Below are 19,179 nucleotides of genomic sequence, written 5' to 3'. Positions count from 1 at the left end.
GGGCTCATGCGCTACGTCATCATCGGAGCGGGTGCGGTCGGCTCGACCGTCGCCGCCCAACTGCAGCTCGCCGGTCTGCCGGTCGTGCTGGTCGCTCGCGGCGAGCACGGGGCCAAGATCCGCGAGCGGGGCCTGCGGTACTTCCGGCCGTCCGGCGAGCAGCTCGTCCGCGTGCCCGTCGCCGAGAGTTCCGCGGAGGTCGAGCTCGCGCCCGACGACGTTCTGGTGGTGGCGACCAAGACCCAGGACACCGAGGAGGTCCTGCAGGAGTGGTCCTGGCGGCCCGCCGGGCCCGGTGTCGCGGCCGATCTGCCGGTCGTCATGCTGCAAAACGGCCTGGAGAACGAGCGAGCCGCGCTTCGCCGGTTCGCGACAGTGTTCGGGGCGGCGTTGTGGATGCCGGCGTCCTACCTGGAGCCGGGCGAGGTCAGCGCCCAGGGCGCGGAGAAGACCGGAATCCTGTGGCTCGGACAGTGCCCATCAGGCGACGACCCGCGCCTCGACGCGATCGCCGCCGATTTTCGGAGCGCCGGCTTCGGTGTCCAGCTCGTGCCGGACCTGCTGCGCTGGAAGGCGGGCAAGCTGCTCGCCAACCTGGGCAACGCCGTCGACGCGCTGTTCGGCAACAGCGAGCGGACGGCGGAGCTCGGCAAGGACCTCCGCGCCGAAGGCCGCCGCGTTCTGGCCGCCGCGGGAATCGATCCGGCCGATTTGCGCAAAGAGTCCGGAATAGACACCACTCAGGCGGATGCGGTGGAAATTCCCGGACGCACCCGCGGCGGCAGCTCGACCCGGCAGAGCCTGGCCCGCGGCACGGGCTCGGTCGAGGGCGATTTCCTCAACGGCGAGATCGTCCTGCTGGGCAGGCTGCACGGCGTGCCGACCCCGCTCAACGCCGCACTCCAACGGCGTCTCGCGCTCGCCGCGGCCCGCGGCGAAGCCCCTGGTTCGGCGGATCCCGCCGAACTCGCACCGTCCCGTCCGCCGGTGCTCATCAGCGCGGACGAACTCCAGCGGCAACTCGAGTCGGCCAACCCGCCCGTTCTGCTGGACGTGCGCTGGGCGCTGGGCGACCCGAACGGTCACCGCCACTTCCTCGACGGCCACATGCCAGGTGCGGTCTACGTCGACCTCGATACCGAACTGGCCACACCGCCCTCATCGGCCGAGGGACGGCACCCGCTGCCGGACATCGAGGCACTCCAGGCCGCAGCCCGCCGCTGGGGCATCCGCGCCGGATCCTCCGTGGTCGTCTATGACAACAACGGCAACCTCGCCGCCGCGCGGGCCTGGTGGCTCCTGCGCTGGGCCGGCGTCGTGGACGTGCGGCTCCTCGACGGCGGCCTCGCCGCCTGGGGGAACCGGCCGTTGGAGACCGGCTTCGGGTGTCTGCCCGAGCCGGGGGACGTCGTCCTCGAACCCGGTCACCTGCCCGTTCTCTCCATCGACGAGGCGGCCGCACTGCCCGGCCAGGGGATGCTCCTCGACGCCCGGGCCGGCGAGCGCTACCGCGGCGAGCAGGAGCCCGTCGACCCGCGCGCGGGCCACATCCCGGGCGCCATCAGTGCGCCGACCAGCGACAACCTCGCCGCGGACGGACGCTTCCGTCCGGCCGACGAGCTCGGCGCACGTTTCCGCGACCTCGGCGCGGCGGGACCTGTCGGCGTCTACTGCGGTTCCGGCGTCACAGCGGCCCACGAGGTGGCGGCGCTCGCCATCGCCGGGATCGACGCTGCTCTGTACCCGGGTTCGTGGTCCCAGTGGTCGAACCAGCCCGACCGCCCCGTGGCGACCGGCCCGAACCCCTAGTCGTGCGCGGCGTGCTGCTCGGACTGGACACCGCGCCTCACGATGACCAGCCTGAGCAGCGCGTACACGATCGCCGAGACCACGAACCCGACGTAGTACGCGAGGTCGGCCCCGTGCGCGGCACTGGCCACCGGCCCGGTGAACACGCTGGTGTTCATGAACGGCACGACGCCCGCGCACCCGAGGGCGAACGCCACCACTGCCGGCCACCCCGGCTGAGGTGTGGCGACTTCCTCCAGCACGTCGAACCGCCGCCCGCGCCGGGTCCGGCTCCACCAATCCAGGGCCACCACCCCGACGAACGGTGGAATCCAGTACCCGATCACCAGGAGCACGTCCTCGAACTTCGAGGCGAGGTCGCCGTCGTGCATCCACATGATCAGCGCGAACGCGATCACCGTCACCACGACGGCCGACACCGGCCGCCGGACCCGCACGCCGATCGTCTGCAGCGCGAGTGAGCCGCTGTAGTCGTTCATCGCGTTCGACGAGACGGCCGTCAGGGCGATCACGACCAGCGCGATCGTTCCCAGCACCCCGCCACCCAGCAGCGCGCTGATCCCGGCCGTGGTCTGGTTGGTGAGCGTCTCCCCGGCCGCGAGCCCGATCGCCTCGCCCCACCCGAAGGACAGGGTGAGCCCGAGCAGCGTGTACACGAAGGCCTGGGGCCGCGAGGTGGTCCGCGGCAGGTACCGGCTGAAGTCCGACGCGTAGCTCGCCCACGAGATCGACAAGCTGAGCGCGATGGTGCTGAACAGGACGAACGCCCCGGCAAGGTCGGCGCCGGACACCGAGTCGGACGTCACGACCGGATGCCCGCCCACCAACTTCACCGTCAGGACCACGAAGAACACCGCGGTCACCGCCGTCATCACGGCCTGCACCCGGTGGATCACCTCGTAGCCGAGAACACCCACCGCACACTGCAGCAGCAGGATGATGGCGACGGCCACCCAGAACGGCATGCCCGACAGCTGGGCGAGCGCTTCACCCCCGAACAGTCCGACGAGCGCGTCCCAGGCGATCGAGTTCAGCCACTGCACCAGCCCGGGCAGCACCACGGTCCGCCGGAACGGCAGCCGCGCGAGCGGCAGCTGGGCCGTTCCCGTGAGGGGGCCCCAGGTCGTGAGGTAGGCCACCGGCACAGCCCCGATCACGGTGCCCAGCAGCAACGCCACCAGCCCCGTGCCGAACCCGAGCCCGAGCGCTCCACCCAAGGTGCCCGAGAACACGGCGGTCATCGTCAGGTTCGGCGCGAAGAACACCGTGAGCAGACGCGCCGGTCGTCCGAACCGGTTGCCGGCGGGCACCGGCATGATGCCGTGTGACTCGAGCACGAGGTCGCCCGACCTCGCTGGCATCCTGCCGCCGAACACCTCGGCGGTCAGCCCTGTCCTGTCCATGGACTTCACCGTCTCACACCACAGGCAGTCACCATCCTTCCTGGTAGTTGTAGACCCATGCGCTTGCGGCCGAGTACCTCGCACTGGGGAGCCTTCTCCGCCGGACTCGACGAGAACGGCGTTCTCCGGGTCGCCCCACATCCGGCAGACCCAGCGCCCTCGCCCCTGCTCGGCAACCTTCCCAGCACAGTGACCGACCCCACGCGGATCGCCGCGCCCGCGATCCGACGCGGCTGGCTGGAGCGAGGCCCCGGGCCCGATCCGAAGCGCGGTCAGGAAGACTTCGTCGAGGTCGGGTGGGACAAGGCGCTCGACCTGCTCGCGGCAGAGCTCCGCCGAGTGCGAGCCGAGCACGGCAACGAGGCCATCTACGGCGGCTCCTACGGCTGGGCCAGCTCCGGCCGGTTCCACCACGCCCAGAGTCAGCTGCACCGTTTCCTCAACGCCTTCGGCGGCTTCACCTCCTCTCGCAACACCTACAGCAACGGCACCAGTTCAGTGCTGCTCCCGCACGTCGTCGGCAGCGCCGCCGACGTCCTGCGCAACGGGTCGAGCTGGCCGACGATCGTGGCGAACACCGAACTCCTGGTCGCCTTCGGGGGCGTGCCCGAGAAGAACGTGTTCGTCACCCCTGGCGGCGTCACCCGTCACCACACCCCCGGTTTCCTCGCGCAGCTCGCTGAGCGGGGCGCCGACGTCGCCCTGATCAGCCCGCTCCGCAACGACCTGCCGGACCGGCTTCGAGCCCGGTGGTACCCGATCCGCCCGGCGACCGATACCGCTCTCATGCTCGCGCTCGCGCACACCCTTGCCACCGAGAACCTGCACGACCGGCAGTTCCTGGACCGGTACTGCACCGGCTACCCGGAGTTCGAGCGTTACCTCCTCGGGGTGGACGACGGCATGCCCAAGGACGCGGGGTGGGCCGCCACTCTCACGGACATCCCGGCCTCCGACATCGTGGATCTCGCCCGTCGCATGGCCAGTCATCGCACGTTCATCACTGTCACCTGGTCCCTTCAACGCATCGAGCACGGTGAACAGCCCGTCTGGGCCGCGATCGCCTTGGCCGCCATGCTCGGTCAGATCGGCCTGCCCGGCGGTGGGTTCGGGCACGGTTACGGCTCGATGGGCGATACCGGCGACATCGGCCCCGACTTCCGGGTGCCGTATCTGTCCCAGGGCGTCAACCCCGTCCGGCAGTTCATTCCGGTGGCCCGGATCGCGGACATGCTCCTCAACCCCGGGATGGCCTACCAGTACGACGGCGCCGAACGCTCCTATCCGGACATCCGCCTCGTGTACTGGTCCGGCGGCAATCCCTTTCACCACCACCAGGACCTCAACCGCCTGCGGAAGGCCTTCACCCGGCCGGACACCGTGGTGGTGCACGAGCCGTTCTGGACCGCGACCGCCCGCCACGCCGACATCGTCCTGCCCACCACCACCGCATTGGAACGCGAGGACTTCGGCGCGGGCCGCCGTGATACCCACCTCATCGCGATGCACCAGGTAGTCGAGCCGTACGCGCAGGCCCGGGACGACTACGCGATCCTCGCCGGGCTCGCTACCCGGCTCGGAATCGGTGACCGGTTCACCGAGGGGCGCACGCCATGGGAATGGCTGCAACACCTCTACGGCGCATGGCGAGACCACTTGATGGACAAGGGTTTCGCCGTACCTTCCTTCGCCGACTTCTGGCACGCGGGTGAGTACCGGTTGCCCCAAGAGAACCCGGATCGGACACTGTGGGCCGATTTCCGCGCCGATCCCATCGCCAACCGTCTCGCCACGCCCAGTGGCAGGATCGAGATCAGTTCAAAGCGTGTGGCGTCGTTCGGTTACGACGACTGCCCCGGTCACCCGGCGTGGCTCGAGCCCGTCGAGTGGCTCGGAGGCGAGCGCGCTGCGTCTTTCCCGTTGCAGCTCATCGCGAACCAGCCCCGAACTCGTTTGCACGGCCAGTTGGACGGTGGAGCGGTCAGCCAGGCCGGGAAGATCGCCGGGCGGGAAGCCGTCCGGCTGCACCCCGCCGACGCGGAACCGCGTGGTATCGCCGACGGGGACCTCGTCCGCATCTTCAACGACCGGGGCGCCTGCCTGGCCGGGGCGGTGTTGGACACGAATCTCCGTCGTGGTGTGGCGCAGCTGCCGACCGGCGCGTGGTTCGACCCTGTCGGCACGTTGTGCGTCCATGGCAACCCCAACGTGCTCACCGCGGACATCCCCTCTTCGCGGCTGTCGCAGGGGTGCACGGGCCAGCACGTCCTCGTCGAGATCGAGCGTTTCGCCGGCGAACCACCTGGTATTTCCGTGCGTCGGCCACCGGTCATTTCGCGTGAGAGCGAGATGTGAGGCCGTGCGGCCGGTCCGTTGTGCTCCATGATTGCTCCTCGGCGTGATTTCGTAGACGTACCAAGGGATTCGGCGCACTCTCGGCGCCTGCGACATCTCCGACCATACACGAGTATCGAATCTTTGTTCCCCTCCTTTTGGGAGATCTTTGTGGCTCTCTGCGCAATATCTTCCTTTCGGTAGATGGCGCGTATCGTCGGTCTCCTGCATTCTCGGATCACCGGCAGACGGAGGAGATTCGACATGGACACCACGACGCGAACCAGCCGGCGTTGGGCCGCGGAGCTGGGATGGCCCATTCCGGTTCTGGGCGCGATGTGCGCGGTACTCGCGGGAACGCCACCGACGTCAGTGCTTCCCGCCGCATCCGCACTGACCGTTCTCCTGGTGGCGATGGGGAATGCGCTGCGTCGTCGCCGTGGCCCCCGGTTCGTCGTCGCGACAGCGTCCGTGGCCGCAGTGGCGTCGGCGACGGCCACTTTCGGGCACAACGGAACGGGAGATCGCGGGCTGCCCACCTGGCTGCTCGTGGAGACGATCTTTCTCGTGTGCGTGCTCGTGCAGGTGGTTCGAACGGCGCCGAGGGCTCACGCCGTTTTCGCCGGAGGTGCAGTCGTAACGGTGATCGTGCTGGCGCCGTTGCGGCTCGACCTCGGGGCCCGGGCGTCTCCGTGGACCGTGAACGTCGGCGCCTGGTGTTTCTGCTGGGGACTTCTGGCGGCGAGTGGTATCGCGATCGGTCTGTACCTGCGGTCGCTTGACGAAGCGCGTGAGGAGTCCGTGCGGTCGGCGCGGCGTGAGCAACGGATGCAGCTCGCCAGGGACTTGCACGACTGGGTGGCTCATGAGGTGACCGGGTTGGTGCTCGAAGCGCAAGCCGCGCTCATTCCGGGGAACACGGAGGACGCTGTCGGCCGCGCGTTGGTGAACATCGAGGCGGCCGGGGTCCGGGTTCTCGGCTCGATCGACAAGGCGCTTGTGTGGCTGCGCAGCGACGGGATCGCCGCCGATCCGCCCCACGACGAGCGACTACCGACACTCGCAGATCTGCGTGCGCTCGTGGGGCGGTTCGGGACGCTCGGCTCGACGGAGGTCCGGCTGGAGCTCGATGACCAGATCTCGGAAGTGCCGGCGGAGGTAGCCGGCATCGCGTATCGGATCGTGTTGGAGGCGCTCACGAACGTTCGCCGTCATGCTCCCCGGGCACGTGAGGTTTCGGTGGACGTGCACGCGAACGGCCCGCATCTCATCGTTCGGGTGACGAATGACGGCGTCCGACGACCGGGGCTGCTCAGGCGCTCACAGGCGGGCGGTACTGGCCTGCGCGGTCTGGCGGAGGGCGTCACGGCGCTCGGCGGGACAGTGTGGGCGGGGCCGGCGGGCTCGGCGGGTTGGGCGGTCCACGCCGTGCTTCCGGTGTCGTCATGACGGCGATCCGGGTCCTCATCGCGGACGATCAGGAGGTGGTGCGGCGGAACTTGAGGCACATTCTGGAAGCCGAGGACGACCTCGAGGTGGTCGGCGAAGCGGCTGACGGCGAGGCGGCCGTCAAGCGTGCGCGCGAGGTGAAGCCTGATGTGGTGTTGGTCGACGTGCGCATGCCGCGGCGGGACGGGCTGTCCGTCACCCGGCTGTTGGCCGGTCCGGACGTCGCGGATCCGATGCGCGTGGTGGTGATCACCACATTCGAGCTGGACGAGTACGCGCACGGCGCGCTGCGGAACGGGGCGTGCGGGTTCCTGCTCAAGAGGTCCGGGCCCGCTCTATTGGTCGAAGGGGTGCGCGCGGCGATGTCAGGTGATGTGCTGATCAGTCCGCAGATGACGCTGCGCCTCCTGCGGCAGTCCAGACGCGCGGGATCAAGCGGCCGCAAGGGTGCCTCGTTGTCGAGCCGGGAGCAGGAGGTGGCGCGGCTCGTTGCACAGGCCCGGACGAACGTGGAAATCGCGCAGTTGTTGCACATCTCGGCGGGCACCGTGAAAACGCACCTCAGGAGCATCCAGCGAAAGCTTGGGGCGAGGAACAGGGTGGGGATCGCGGCCTGGACGTGGGAAACACGCGGGGAGGGAGGTGAGCGGTGAGGAACTGACAAGTGGTGCCGCCTGGAGAGTGATTACCGTGCGCAGAAGGTATGGGATGTGTGATCACCCGATGGGGCGATCTTTCACCGTGATTGAGGAAAGTGAGAGTCGCTCGGCATTGGCGAAGTCATCGCGCTGGTAGCTTTTGGCGAGCCGCCACTTGCTCGGTGGGCAGTCGAGTGATGCCCGACGGGTGGCAAGGCCATGGGGAAGGTCCACGCCGTGCCGATGGAGGGTGTAGATGGCGCGCACGATCCTGCGTGACAGGTCGCGCGAGCTCGTGCGCAGCGTGCAGCTGGCGGATCGTACGGGCATCGTCGCGGCGAGCGCCCCCAAGCAGGCCGGCGCGCACTGGGATGAGGAGTCGAACGACTCTGGCTTCGCGACGGTGTCGGGGCAACTCGACCTGGCGGCGTCCGCGACCGAGGTGGCTGCGGCCGGTGACGAGCGACGGCTGCTCCGGCGAGTTCGACGGAATCTGCTGGTAGCGGCGGCGTCCGTCGTGCTGCTGGCCGTCGGCTGGATCGCGGGGGACACCTTCGACCTCGACCACGGCTCTGAGCCCAGGCCCGCCGTCGCCGCCGGACCCGTGCCGAGCCCGGTGCCTGCCGACCCGGTGCAACCGGCGCCGATCAGCACCGCACCTCAGCTGCCGATGCCGAGCCCGCCCGTGACGACCGTCCCGGCGACGGCCAAGACGACGGAGCCGACTCGTAAGCAGGCACAGCCCGCCGCCAAGTCGAGTTCGGCGCCGGACAACGGCGGGGCGCGGGCGGACACCGACGCGGACGCACCGAGGCATGGAAGCCCGACGGGGCAGATCTTGGACGAGCAGATCCAGCGGCTGATCGCGGCGTGGTCGTGGGCCCGGGTGGACTCCTCGCGTGACCTCGACGAGGTCCAGGACCGATCGGTGCGGTCCTTCGGGTCGTTCGGGCACTGACCAAATGCGCGGCAGGCGTCAATCAGGGGCCGCTGGCCGCTGATTCCGCGACCCGACAGCCTTCAGGTTTCGAGCGGTCGGCGGGAGGCCGAGGCGCCGGGGCTCGGTGCCTGCGACGGGGTTGTCGGTGCCGGTAGCTGGAGTTTGCGCGGGTTCGTGCAGCAAACGTGCGCGGGGTGGAGTGCGGGAACAGCGTGGTGCGCCGGAGCGACAGGTCGCGACGATGACGGCCTGCTGCGGGTTGCTGCGCTGAGCCTTGGCCGGCGTCCGGGAGTGCTCGGCCGACCCTGGGCTGCCTCCCCGGATAGCCCGGCTGCGCCACGGTTACCGCCTGGGAGGGGGTCGCCTGAGCTTCGGCTGGCGCTCGGGACAGCTGAGCATTGGCTGCCGCCTGGGAGAGCCCGGCTGGGCCTGGGCTGGCGCGCGGGACACGCCCGGCTGCGCCACGGTTACCGCTGGGGAGCGGATCGCTTAGGCCTGGACTGGCGCCCGGGAGAGCCCGCTGAGCGTGCTCGGCTGCCGCCTGGGAGCGGTCATCAGAGCCTCGGCTGGCGCTCGGGGTAAGCGGTGCCTGGCCGGCTCGGCGCACATCTGGCGGGATCGGCGCGTACCTGGCCGGATCGGCGGTACCTGGCCGGCTCCGGAGGGCAGCAGAAGCGGCCGGAGCCGACCTGGCACCGCGGGTGCGCGGCGCCAGGTCAGACGTTGGTGATCTCGTCGATGAAGGCGTCCACGTCGAAGCAGTCGCTTTCCGTGCCCAGGGGGACGAGTTCCGTAGCGGCGTCCAGGAAACGCTCGACGTCCTCGCGCTCGATTTCCACCAGCGCGTACCCGTCGGGCGACTCGATCTCCAAGATCAGGATGCCCTCGTCGGTGGAGAGGTCGGGCCGGACCCGCACGTCGCCGATGCCGGAGGGCTCACGCAGACCCGTGACGAGCAGCTCACGGGCGAAGGTCCACTCCACCCAGCGGCCGCGCTCCGTGCGGAACGCGATGTTCACGGCAAACGGCTCGCTCGCCACGTACGACAGTCTAGACAGGACTGGAGCACTGGAGCCGTTGAGTGACACGAACTGGCTCTGGGTGACGGTATCGGTGTTCACGTGCCACCTCTCGCGGTCTTGGTCCGCGCTCCGGGCGCGAACAGGTCGGACAGCGATGAGATGTGAGCGGGCGCCGAAAATGATGCCTCGCGGACGACTTTCACGCGATCCGGTGCAAATCCCTTGATCCTGTAACACGCGTGGCCGGCGGGGTCAGCCGCCGTTCAGGGGAACGCTCAGGCTCACCTTGACACGGTCCATCGCGACGCTCGTGGTGAAGTGCCGCACCTCACCGTTGTCGAAGAACATGCGGCGCGTGAACGCCTCGAACTCGCCCATATCGCGGCAGTGCACCACCAGGATGAAGTCGGCCGACCCCGTAACGTAGTAGCACTGTTGCACAGCGGGATCGGCCAGGACCTGTTTCCGGAACGCGTCGAGGACTTCCAGCCGCTCGCGTTCCATCTCGACCATCACGATGAAGGTCATGTCGACCCCGACCGACCGCGGCTCGATCACCGCCACCTCGCGCGAGATGACCCCGGCCTGCCGCAGCCGCTTGATCCGGCGCTGAACCGCGGCGGCCGAAAGACCCACCTCGGCGCCGATCGTCTCGGCGATCGTCCGCGAGTCCTCTTGCAGGCGTCTCAGAATCTCGTAGTCGAGTTTGTCCAGGTCAACGGCGGGCACCACCGCATCGTAACCAAAACCGGGCCGGCGCCGGACTCACTCGAGGGGCATGAAGCGGATGTCGTGGGCAACTTCGCCGGCAGCGAAACGCAGCAGCCGCGCCCCGGCGCTCTCCAGTGCCGCCCTGTCCTTTGTGGAGATTCGCCCGTACGGCTCGATCTCCAATGAAGCGGCGCCACGCTCGCGAGTGATCCGCCAGGTGCCCCGCACCAGGCCGTCGACGAGGAACGTGCCCGGGAACACACCGTTCGGAACCCCGAACACCCGCTTGCGGGCGCCTTCCGGCAGCACCCGGCTTCGGTCGGCGTGCGAGAGCAGGAGGTTGTCGAACTCGGCGATGAACCGTGGTGGCGCCGGGGTCGCGGGATCTGGCCGTGGGGCGTCGGGCAGGTCGAACAGCTCCCGTCCCTGCTCGGACCGGAAGACGCACAGGCGCGGACGCAGGCGGTCCACCACTTCGCTGAGCCGGGTGAGCCCGCTCCAGGCCTGCACGTCGGCCACGCTCGCCGGCCCGAACGCCGCCAGATATCGCAGGACCAGCTCCTCCAGCTGAGCCAGCCGGACCTCTGGGCTGGATGGCGGCTGTGAGTGGTGGGTGGGGGCTGGTTGGGCCGGCTGGGGTGGCAGGGAGTCGGCGGTGGCTGGCGGCTGTGGGTGGTGGGTGGCGGTGGATTCGGCTGGCTGCGGTGGCAGGCCGTCCAGGGTGACGGGCGGCCGTGAGCGGTGGGCTGGGGTGGATTGGGTCCGCTGGGGCGGCACGGTGTCGTGGCTGGAGGGCGTCTGTGGGTGGTGGGAAAGGGCCGGCTGGGGTGGCGTGGCGTCGGCGGTGGCGGATGGCGGTGAGTGGTGGGTGGGGGTTGATTGGGCCGGCTGGGGCAGCAGGCCGTCGTGGTTGACGGGCGGCTGTGGGTGCTGAGTGGCGACGGAATGGGCAGAGTGGGGCGGTTGGGCGTCGGCGGTGGCGGGCGGCTGTCGGTGGTGCGGGGCGGTGGGTTGGGCTGGTTGCGGTGGCAGGGCGTCGTCGGTGGTGGGCGGCCGGGGGTGCTGGGTGGCGGCGGGTTGGGCTGACCGGGGTGGCAGGGCGTCGTGGGTGGTGGGCGGCTGTGGGTGGTGCGGGGCGGTGGGTTGGGCCGAGTGGGGCGGCTGGGCGCCGGAGATGGGGGCTGGAGGGACACCGAGCCAGTCCTCCGCGTGGGCCAGCGTCGTTCGGCCGCTGCGGCCCCATACTGCGCGTGGCGGGACCTGCACCAGCGGCAACAGGCCACGGGCCGCGTGGGCGAGGGCGGCCGGTGGGGTGTCCGGCCACTGCTCCGCCAGGAGCTTGCCCAGCTCAGCGGGCGTGCGCGGCGACTCGGCCAGCAGGGCCCTGGCCCGGGCGGCCACCGCGGACAGGTCGAGCGGCGCCAGGGCCTTCGCGTAGGAGGCGTTCGTCCGGATGTCGCGATCGAACAGCGGCTGCACCGCCGCGCGCAGCCACCCCCAGTCGTCCGCCGCGACGAGGTGCACCGTTCCGCGCATCAGCGCGATCCGTACCACCTGCCGGTCGAGCACTAGCTGTCCGAGCTGCTCCGGCCGGAACCCGTGCAGCCGCGACCACAACCCGTAATACGGCGGAAAGGGCGCCTGCGCCTGCAGCCCGCACAGGTGACGGATCGCCTCGAGTGGCGTCAGCTTCGCCCGTCGCAGCAACAGCTGGCGGGCGAGCAGGGCGCGGTTCAGGGCCCGCGGCCCGAGCGTCTCCGGCATGGCCGAACCCTAGAACCTACCCATGACAGTTCCGGTCCGCGTAGCCCTTTCCGGGCCTGGTTTTGTGACCTGGAACACAACTCACCGGTCTACCCAGGGGTAGCCCCTACAAGGGATTCATGCATGAAGGACACCACGCGGTCCTTGCCGGCCTCGGAGCCTGGCTGCCGCCGCGGGTGGTGGACAACGACGACCTCGCCCGGCACCTGAACACCTCCGACGAGTGGATCCGCACCCGCACGGGAATCGGCGAGCGTCGCATCGCCGACCCGGACACGTCCACTGTGGACATGGCGGTGGGCGCGGGCCGCAACGCCTTGCGCAGCGCCGGTTCCGACGTCGTCGACGCGGTCGTGCTCGCGACCGCCACCCCGGACCAGCTGTGCCCGGCGAGCGCCCCGCAGGTCGCCTCGGCCCTGGGGCTCAGTGGTGTCGCCGCGTTCGACGTCAACGCCGTCTGCAGCGGGTTCATCTACGCCCTGGCCACGGGCGCGGGCCTGATCGCGGCCGGGGTGGCCGGCCGCGTCCTCGTCGTGGGCGCCGACGCCTTCAGCCGCTACTGCGACCCCGCCGACCGCAGCACGGTCCCGATCTTCGGCGACGGCGCGGGCGCCGTCGTCCTGCGCGCCGGCAACGCGGACGAGCCCGGCGCGCTCGGGCCGTTCGACCTGCACAGCGAGGGTGAGCACGCCGACCTGCTGATCGTCCCGGCCGGTGGCGTCAAACAGCGCCGGTCGGACAACCCCCACGACCACTACCTGACGATGCAGGGCACGGCGGTGTTCCGGCACGCCTGTGCGCGGATGGCCGAATCGGCCCGCGCCGTGCTCGCCCGCTCCGGGCTCGAAGTGGGCGACGTCGACCGGTTCGTCGGCCACCAGGCCAACATCCGCATCCTCCAGGCCACCGCGAAGCAGCTGGGCCTGGCGAACGACCGGGTGGTGGCCAACATCGAGCGCGTGGGCAACACGAGCGCCGCGTCCATCCCGCTCGCCCTGGCCGACGCCTGCGACGACGGTGACCTGCAGCCCGGCCACCGGGTGCTGCTGACCGCCTTCGGCGCCGGCCTCACGTGGGGGTCGACCCTGCTGACCTGGCCGGACGTCAAACCCGGCGGCGAGGCCTAGTTCGTCCAGGTCTTCGTGGGCGCCTCCCGGCCGCGGAGGTGGAGCGCCTCGTGCCGGGTCCACAGCGCCTGCTCGCTCGGTGAGCTCGCCGACCAGACGGTGTCGCTGGCGAGAACCCGGCCGGGGACGTGCTTCGCGTGCTCGGTGAGCCGCGCCGCCTCGTTCACCGCGTCGCCGATGACCGTGTACTCCAGCCGGCTGCTGCTGCCCAGCTGACCCGCGAACACCCGACCCCACGCGACACCGATGCCGAGGTCCAGCTCCCCGGCCTCCCGCACCGCGTCCCGGATGGCGCGGGCCGCGGACAGGGCCGCCGTGGCCGGGTCGGAATGCCGCGTCGGCGCGCCGAACACGCACAACGCGGCGTCGCCCTGGAACTTGTTGACCAGGCCACCACGGGCGTCGACGGCCGACACCACGCTGTCGAACAACCGGTTCAGCTTGCGCACGATCTCCTCGGGCGGCAGCCGGTAGGCCAGCGCGGTCGAGTCGACGACGTCGACGAACAGCGCGGCGACCTCCCGCACGTCACCGGTGAGGGAGGCCCCGTGCTCGAGGGCGTGCCGGGCCACGTCGATGCCCACGTGACGGCCGAAGAGGTCCCGCAGCCGGTCCTGCTCGCGCAAGCCGGCGACCATGCTGTTGACCGACACCTGCAGCGAACCGATCTCGCTGGCGTCGTCCACGCGCACGGACACGTCCTTGCGGCCGCGGGTGATCAGCCCGACCGCCATCCGCAGCCGGTGCAGCGGCGCGGCGACCGCGCGGGCCAGCAGCGCGGTGCCGATCGCGCCGGAGACCAGACCGACGATCGACAGCATGATCAGGCTGGCGGTCTGGTCGGCCTTCCCGATGTCCGGCGGCGCGGCCACGATCAGCACGCCGAGCAGCGGGACGCCGCTGGCCACCGCCCACGTGATCGCGAGCCGGGACAGGACGCTGACCGACACGGCGTTGCGCGGCGGGCTGACTTCGAGCGCCCGGATCAGGATCGGGCGCGCGACCCACTCCGCGAACAGGTACATCAGGCCGACGGTCAGGAGCCCGCCGAGACCGACCGCGAGCGTGACGCCCAGCGCGTCGAGCGCGGAGCCGAGGACGGCGGTGAGGGTGCCGAGGACGACGGTGCCGCCCAGCCAGAGGGTGCCGCTGACCAGGGCGAGGTCACGGGGCAGCCGGAGCGCGCGGCGCGCTTCGGCCGCGTCCGGACGGCGCCCCTGCGCGAACCACACCGCGGTGCGGCGGTGGAGCAGGGCCGTCCACGCGGAGCCGACGAGCACCGAGAGCAGGACGTACGCGGCGGCGCAGGTGAGCAGAACCCAGTTCCGGCCGCCCATCTCGGCGGGGATGCCCTGCAGGAACAGCAGCAACCCGACGGCCGCCGCGCCGCACACACTCGATCCGACGCCGAGCACCACGAACCCCAGCCCGGTGCGCAGCACGACGCGGAACTTCGCGAGCTGGGCGAACTTGGGCACGTCCGTGATCGTATTGCCCCGGCGTGGCGGGAGCGCGGTGTTCGGGGGATGGATCGTTGGGTCGGCGCGTTGGGCGGTGGCGAGGCGGGACGTGGCGACACGTCAGGGGGCGACGGTGCGCCGACGCTCGGGGCGGCCGTGGACGGGAGCGCGGTTGCGTCGCCCGGCGTAGCCGGACGGTGCGGCGATGGCGCGAAAGTGCGCTGCTCTCAGGAGGCGCGCTTGCGCGAACGGCCGGGGGTCGCCTCGCGGATCGCGGTTTCCAGCTCGGTTCGGTTGAGTTTCGACCGGCCCTTGATGTCGAGTTCCCGGGCCATCTGGTCCAGCTCGGCCTTGCTCAGCTCGGACAGGTCGGGCTCCGCCTTGCGGGAACGGCTCGGGGACGCTGCCTTGCCCCCGCCGGAGGACTTCTTGCCACCACCCGAGGAAGCCTTGCCACTCCCCCTGGAGGCCTTGCCGTCGCCGGAGGAGGCCTTGCCGCCCGGCGAACCCTTCCGCTTCTCCACGCTGCGGGACAACGCCTCGAACAGGTCGACCACCTTGGTCGGCTCCGCGGGCGCCTCCTCGACCGACACCGTGCGGCCGGCCTTCTTGTCGTCGATCAGCTTCAGGACCCGTTCGTTGTACTGGTCGTGGAACGCGTCCGGCTTCCAGTCGTCGGCCATCGAGTCGATCAGCGCCACCGCCATCTCCAGCTCGCGCCCCCGCGGCGAAGCCTTCTCCGGTAGCTTCTTCAGCTCCTTCGACGGGTCCCGCACGTCCTCGGCGAACAACAACGTGTCCAGCACCAGCACGCCCTCCGCGCCGGCGCGCACCGCGGCGATGTGTTCCTTGCCGCGCATCACGAAACGAGCGATGCCGGCCTTCTTCGTCTCCGCCATCGCCTGCATCAGCAGCCCGTACGCGCGCCCGAACTCCTCCTTCGTCGGCGCCAGCCAGTAGCTCTTCTGGAAGTACAACGGGTCGATGTCCTCCAGGTCCACGAACGACTCGATGTCGATCGACCGCGACCGGCCGGGCGCGATCTGGTCCAGCTCCTCCTGCTCGACCAGCACGTAGTCCCCGTCGCCGAGGTCGTAGCCCTTCACGATGTTCTCGAAGGCCACCTCCTCGCCGGTCCGCTCGTTGACGCGCTTGTACCGGATCCGGTCCGACGTCCCGCGCTCGAACTGCCGGAAGTGCACCGTGTGGTCCTCGGTCGCGCTGTAGAGCTCCACCGGCACCGTCACCAGGCCGAAGTTGATCGCGCCGCTCCAGATCGCTCGCGCCATGAACGCCTCCTACGTCAGCCGGTGCAACCGGTCGAGTGCCTTCCGCGCCGAACCCGCGTGCGCCCCCAGCTCACGCCACGGATCGGCCTTGCGCGCCAGCCGACGGGGCACTCGCCGCACGTCGAAACCGTCCGGCGACACCCGCCCCAGCTCCGCCCAGTCCAGGGGCGTCGCCACCGCCGCACCCGGCCGGGCCCGCAGCGAGTACGGCGCGACGAACGTCTGGGCGTAGCCGTTGCGGTTCACGTCCAGGAAGATCCGGTCGCCGCGCTTGTCCTTGCGCGGCTGGGTCGTCAGCCGCGCCGGGTCCTCCGCCGCCAGGAAGTCCGCCACCTCGCGGGCGAACGACAACACCTCGTCGTGGCCGCTCGTGCAGTCCAGCGGCGCCACGACGTGAAACCCCCGCCCACCGGTGGCCTGCACGAACGCCGACAGCCCCAGCGCACCGAGCACGTCCCGGGACCGGCGCGCCACCCGCCGCAGCTCGGCCACCCCGACCCCGGGCGGCGGATCCAGATCGATCACCAGGAGGTCCGGGCGGCCGGGATCGTGCACCGTCGAGGTCCAGACGTGGAACTCCAGCACCGCCTGGTTCGCCAGGTACACCAGCGTCGCCGCGTCGTCGCAGATCACGTGGTGCACCGAGCCGCCGTCCCGCGTCGGCACCGCCTCGACCCGCATCCAGTCCGGGAAGAAGTCCGATGCCTCCTTCTGGAACCAGCCCTGCTTGCCGATGCCGTCCGGGAACCGGCGCAGCGTCAGCGGGCGGCCGCGCAGGTGCGGCAGCATCACGTCGGCGACGCGGCGGTAGTACGACACCACGTCGCCCTTCGTCACCGGCCCGTCGGGGTAGAGCACCTTCCCGGGCCGGGAAACCTCGATCTCGTCCGGATTCACGGCTGCTCCCGGACCACTTCCGCGGCCGGCTTGTCGTTGCGGAGACCCGTGAACCGAGGATGCCGCAGCTTGCCGTCCCCGGTCCACTCCGAAAACCGGACCTGCACGACCAGCTCGGGTTCCACCCACCGCGGCCCGCGCTCGGGGACCGGTTCGTCGAACGGTGACCGGCGGCGTTCCAGCCCGGTCAGCCGCTTGGTCAGCTCACGCAACGTGGTCTCGGTGTAGCCGGCCCCGACCTTGCCCGCGTACCGCAACCGCCCGCGGTCGTGGTAGCCGACGAGCAGCGCGCCGAACCCGGTCCGGGCCCCGCCCGGCGCGCTGAACCCGCCGACGACGAACTCCTGCTCCTTGACGCACTTGAACTTCAGCCAGTCGTTCGTCCGGCCGGACCGGTACGGGGCGTCGGCGCGCTTGGCGATCACGCCCTCCCAGCCGTGGGCGCAGGCGTGGGCGAAGTACTCCTCGCCGGTGGTGTTGCGGTGGTTGGCGTAGCGCAGCGCGCCGCCCCAGTCGAACGCCCTGCGCAGCAGCTGTTTGCGTTGCCGCAGCGGCAGCCCGGTCATGTCGTGGCCGTCGAAGACCAGCAGGTCGAACAGGTACAGGTACACCGCGACCCCGGTGGCCTCGATGCGCCGCCGGTCGGTGAGGTGGATGCGCTGCTGCAACCGCGCGAAGCTGGTCTGGTTGCCGTCGAACGCCACGATCTCGCCGTCGGCGACGAAGGAGGAGGCGCCGCGTTCGGCGAGTGCCTCCCCGAGCTCCGGGTACCCGTCGCTGATGTCGTTGTGGTTGCGCGACCACAGCACGGGCGCGCCACCGTCACGGGAGCAGATGGCGCGGACCCCGTCGAGCTTGCGCTCGAACAGCCAGTTCTCGCGGGAGAACGGCTGCTGGGTCAGCGTGGCCAGCATCGGCGCGCGCCACCCGGGATCGGTCATGATCGCCGGTTACCCTGCGGAGCAGTCCGCAAAACCGCAGGTCAGGACTCCCCGTCCTGCTCGGTCAGCCCTTCGCGCAACCGCTGCAGGGTGCGGGCGAGCAGCCGGGACACGTGCATCTGCGACACGCCGATCCGCTCCGCGATCTGCGTCTGCGTCATGTTGTGCACGAACCGCAGGCCCAGGATCTTGCGTTCGCGCTCCGGCAGGTCCTGGATCAGCGGCAGCAGCGCCTCGTGGTTCTCGACGCCTTCCAGGCCCGCGTCCTCCTCGCCCAGCGTGTCGCCGAGCGCGAGGTTCTCGGTGTCCCCGGAGAGCACCTCGTCCAGCGACATCGAGTGGTAGGCGTTGCCCGCCTCCAGGCCCTCGTAGACCTCGTCCTGGCTGACGCCGAGGTGGTTGGCGATCTCGCTCGGCGTGGGCGCCCGGCCCAGCCGCTGCGCCAGCTCCGTGCTCGCGCTCGAGATCGACAGGTGCAGTTCCTTGAGCCGGCGCGGTACGCGCACCAGCCAGCCCGTGTCGCGGAAGTGCCGCCGCACCTCGCCCATCACCGTGGGCACGGCGAAGGACAGGAAGTCCGACCCGCGGCTCGCGTCGAACCGGTCGACGGCGTTGATCAGCCCGACCGTGGCCACCTGGACCAGGTCCTCCTTCGCCACACCGCGCCCGGAGAAGCGCTGCGCGATGTGCTCGGCCAGTGGCAGGTGCCCGGTGACGAGCTCGTCGCGCAGCTCGGCGCGGCGGGGGTCATCGGCCGGCAGGCTCGCCAGCTCCTCGAACAGCGGGGCCAGGTGCCCGTATTCGTTCGAAGAGGTGGGTTGCGTCGGCTCGGTCCGGGAACCGGTCACGCGCCTGCCCCTGGGACGTCGACGACGACGCGCCGCTTGGCGAGTTCGATGTCCACCTGGTGCCCCTGGCCGTTCGACTTCACGTGCGTGTCGACCGAGTCGGTGAGCGTGCTCAGCACCCGCCAGCCGAACGACTTGGTGCTCGGCGCGCTGCCGCTGTCGCTCAGCACGGTGCCCTGGAACCGCAACTCGTCGCTCTCGACGACGAAGCGGCAGCGCATGGTCGAACCGGGCAGGGCCCTGGTGATCAGGGTCGAGCACGCTTCGTCCACGGCCAGCCGCAGGTCGGCGATCGAGTCCAGGTCGAAGTCGGCGCGGGTGGCCAGCGTGGCCACCACCGATCGGACGATCGGCAGGTGCGCCAGGTCGGCACCGAGCCAGAGTTCGATCTCGTTCTGCGCGCGCAAGGACGGTGGCTCCCAGTCCGTCACGTTCACCTCACCGTCGTTCGAGTGATTCTCCGGGACCATCATGCCTCGAACGAGGTAAGTTCGCTCGGTCCGGTTACCGTTCGGAAGCTTTCCGTAGCTGCGGATTTGCCTGTTCT

The 19,179-nt window shown here is 70.4% G+C and carries 16 protein-coding genes; 6 read left to right on the top strand and 10 right to left on the bottom strand.

Translation table 11 applies throughout. The features are described 5' to 3' along the window. Positions 1-6: 6 nt before the first annotated feature. Entirely contained in the window at positions 7-1,809 is a 1,803-nt protein-coding gene (locus FB470_RS09525; protein WP_306990490.1) for a 2-dehydropantoate 2-reductase, read from the top strand. Here FB470_RS09525 and FB470_RS09520 read toward each other — a convergent pair. Beyond that, the gene (locus FB470_RS09520; RefSeq protein ID WP_306990488.1) at positions 1,806-3,212 is read right to left on the bottom strand and encodes a purine-cytosine permease family protein; all 1,407 of its coding nucleotides are present in this window, start codon (positions 3,210-3,212) and stop codon (positions 1,806-1,808) included. The two genes, FB470_RS09525 and FB470_RS09520, sit on opposite strands and share 4 nt — an antisense overlap. Before the next feature lie 57 nt (positions 3,213-3,269). Between FB470_RS09520 and FB470_RS09515 the strand changes: the two genes are divergently transcribed. The 4 genes from FB470_RS09515 (at position 3,270) to FB470_RS09500 (ending at position 8,591) form a co-directional block, all read left to right on the top strand. Next, entirely contained in the window at positions 3,270-5,567 is a 2,298-nt protein-coding gene (locus tag FB470_RS09515) for a molybdopterin-dependent oxidoreductase (RefSeq protein ID WP_306990486.1), read from the top strand. A gap of 243 nt (positions 5,568-5,810) precedes the next feature. Next, entirely contained in the window at positions 5,811-6,995 is a 1,185-nt protein-coding gene (locus FB470_RS09510; protein WP_306990485.1) for a sensor histidine kinase, read from the top strand. Next, positions 6,992-7,648: a response regulator gene (locus FB470_RS09505; protein ID WP_306990484.1), complete on the top strand. Its 657-nt coding sequence runs from the start codon at positions 6,992-6,994 to the stop codon at positions 7,646-7,648. The genes FB470_RS09510 and FB470_RS09505 overlap by 4 nt, the downstream gene beginning before the upstream one ends. 241 nt (positions 7,649-7,889) lie before the next feature. Beyond that, positions 7,890-8,591 (top strand): hypothetical protein, encoded by a 702-nt coding sequence (locus tag FB470_RS09500; RefSeq protein WP_306990482.1) that lies wholly within the window; start codon positions 7,890-7,892, stop codon positions 8,589-8,591. Positions 8,592-9,289: 698 nt separating this feature from the next. Here FB470_RS09500 and FB470_RS09495 read toward each other — a convergent pair. The 3 genes from FB470_RS09495 to FB470_RS09485 all read right to left on the bottom strand — a co-directional run bounded on the left by FB470_RS09495 (position 9,290) and on the right by FB470_RS09485 (position 12,070). After that, the gene (locus FB470_RS09495; protein WP_017986234.1) at positions 9,290-9,694 is read right to left on the bottom strand and encodes an SsgA family sporulation/cell division regulator; all 405 of its coding nucleotides are present in this window, start codon (positions 9,692-9,694) and stop codon (positions 9,290-9,292) included. A gap of 153 nt (positions 9,695-9,847) precedes the next feature. Continuing rightward, positions 9,848-10,324: an Lrp/AsnC family transcriptional regulator gene (locus tag FB470_RS09490; protein WP_306990481.1), complete on the bottom strand. Its 477-nt coding sequence runs from the start codon at positions 10,322-10,324 to the stop codon at positions 9,848-9,850. A 36-nt stretch (positions 10,325-10,360) separates the two neighbouring features. After that, a complete protein-coding gene (locus FB470_RS09485) occupies positions 10,361-12,070 on the bottom strand; it encodes a winged helix DNA-binding domain-containing protein (RefSeq protein ID WP_306990480.1) in 1,710 nt (569 codons plus the stop codon). Between the two features lie 119 nt (positions 12,071-12,189). Between FB470_RS09485 and FB470_RS09480 the strand changes: the two genes are divergently transcribed. Beyond that, on the top strand, positions 12,190-13,197 hold the full coding sequence (locus FB470_RS09480; RefSeq protein ID WP_306990478.1) for a beta-ketoacyl-ACP synthase III: 1,008 nt from the start codon (positions 12,190-12,192) through the stop codon (positions 13,195-13,197). Here the strand turns inward: FB470_RS09480 and FB470_RS09475 are convergent. The 6 genes from FB470_RS09475 to FB470_RS09450 all read right to left on the bottom strand — a co-directional run bounded on the left by FB470_RS09475 (position 13,194) and on the right by FB470_RS09450 (position 19,063). Continuing rightward, a complete protein-coding gene (locus FB470_RS09475) occupies positions 13,194-14,675 on the bottom strand; it encodes an adenylate/guanylate cyclase domain-containing protein (protein ID WP_306990477.1) in 1,482 nt (493 codons plus the stop codon). The genes FB470_RS09480 and FB470_RS09475 overlap by 4 nt on opposite strands. A 209-nt stretch (positions 14,676-14,884) precedes the next feature. Further along, positions 14,885-15,946 carry a non-homologous end joining protein Ku gene (gene ku / locus FB470_RS09470; RefSeq protein WP_306990475.1) on the bottom strand — a complete coding sequence of 354 codons (1,062 nt, stop codon included), beginning with the start codon at positions 15,944-15,946 and terminating at the stop codon, positions 14,885-14,887. Between the two features lie 9 nt (positions 15,947-15,955). After that, complete coding sequence (gene ligD, locus FB470_RS09465; protein ID WP_306990473.1) at positions 15,956-16,843, bottom strand: non-homologous end-joining DNA ligase; 888 nt, start codon at positions 16,841-16,843, stop codon at positions 15,956-15,958. Further along, positions 16,840-17,784 (bottom strand): non-homologous end-joining DNA ligase, encoded by a 945-nt coding sequence (ligD, locus tag FB470_RS09460; RefSeq protein ID WP_306990471.1) that lies wholly within the window; start codon positions 17,782-17,784, stop codon positions 16,840-16,842. Before ligD (FB470_RS09460) ends, ligD (FB470_RS09465) begins: the two co-directional genes overlap by 4 nt. Positions 17,785-17,825: 41 nt before the next feature. Beyond that, positions 17,826-18,632, bottom strand: a complete 807-nt coding sequence (locus tag FB470_RS09455; RefSeq protein WP_306990469.1) for a SigB/SigF/SigG family RNA polymerase sigma factor — start codon at positions 18,630-18,632, stop codon at positions 17,826-17,828. Next, positions 18,629-19,063 (bottom strand): ATP-binding protein, encoded by a 435-nt coding sequence (locus tag FB470_RS09450; RefSeq protein WP_306990467.1) that lies wholly within the window; start codon positions 19,061-19,063, stop codon positions 18,629-18,631. The genes FB470_RS09455 and FB470_RS09450 overlap by 4 nt, the downstream gene beginning before the upstream one ends. Between the last annotated feature and the right edge of the window lie 116 nt (positions 19,064-19,179).

Source organism: Amycolatopsis thermophila (genome assembly GCF_030814215.1).
Classification (GTDB): Bacteria; Actinomycetota; Actinomycetes; order Mycobacteriales; family Pseudonocardiaceae; genus Amycolatopsis_E; species Amycolatopsis_E thermophila.
The sequence above is the reverse complement of the archived record's forward strand: the minus strand, read 5'-3'. Positions and strand labels throughout refer to the sequence as shown.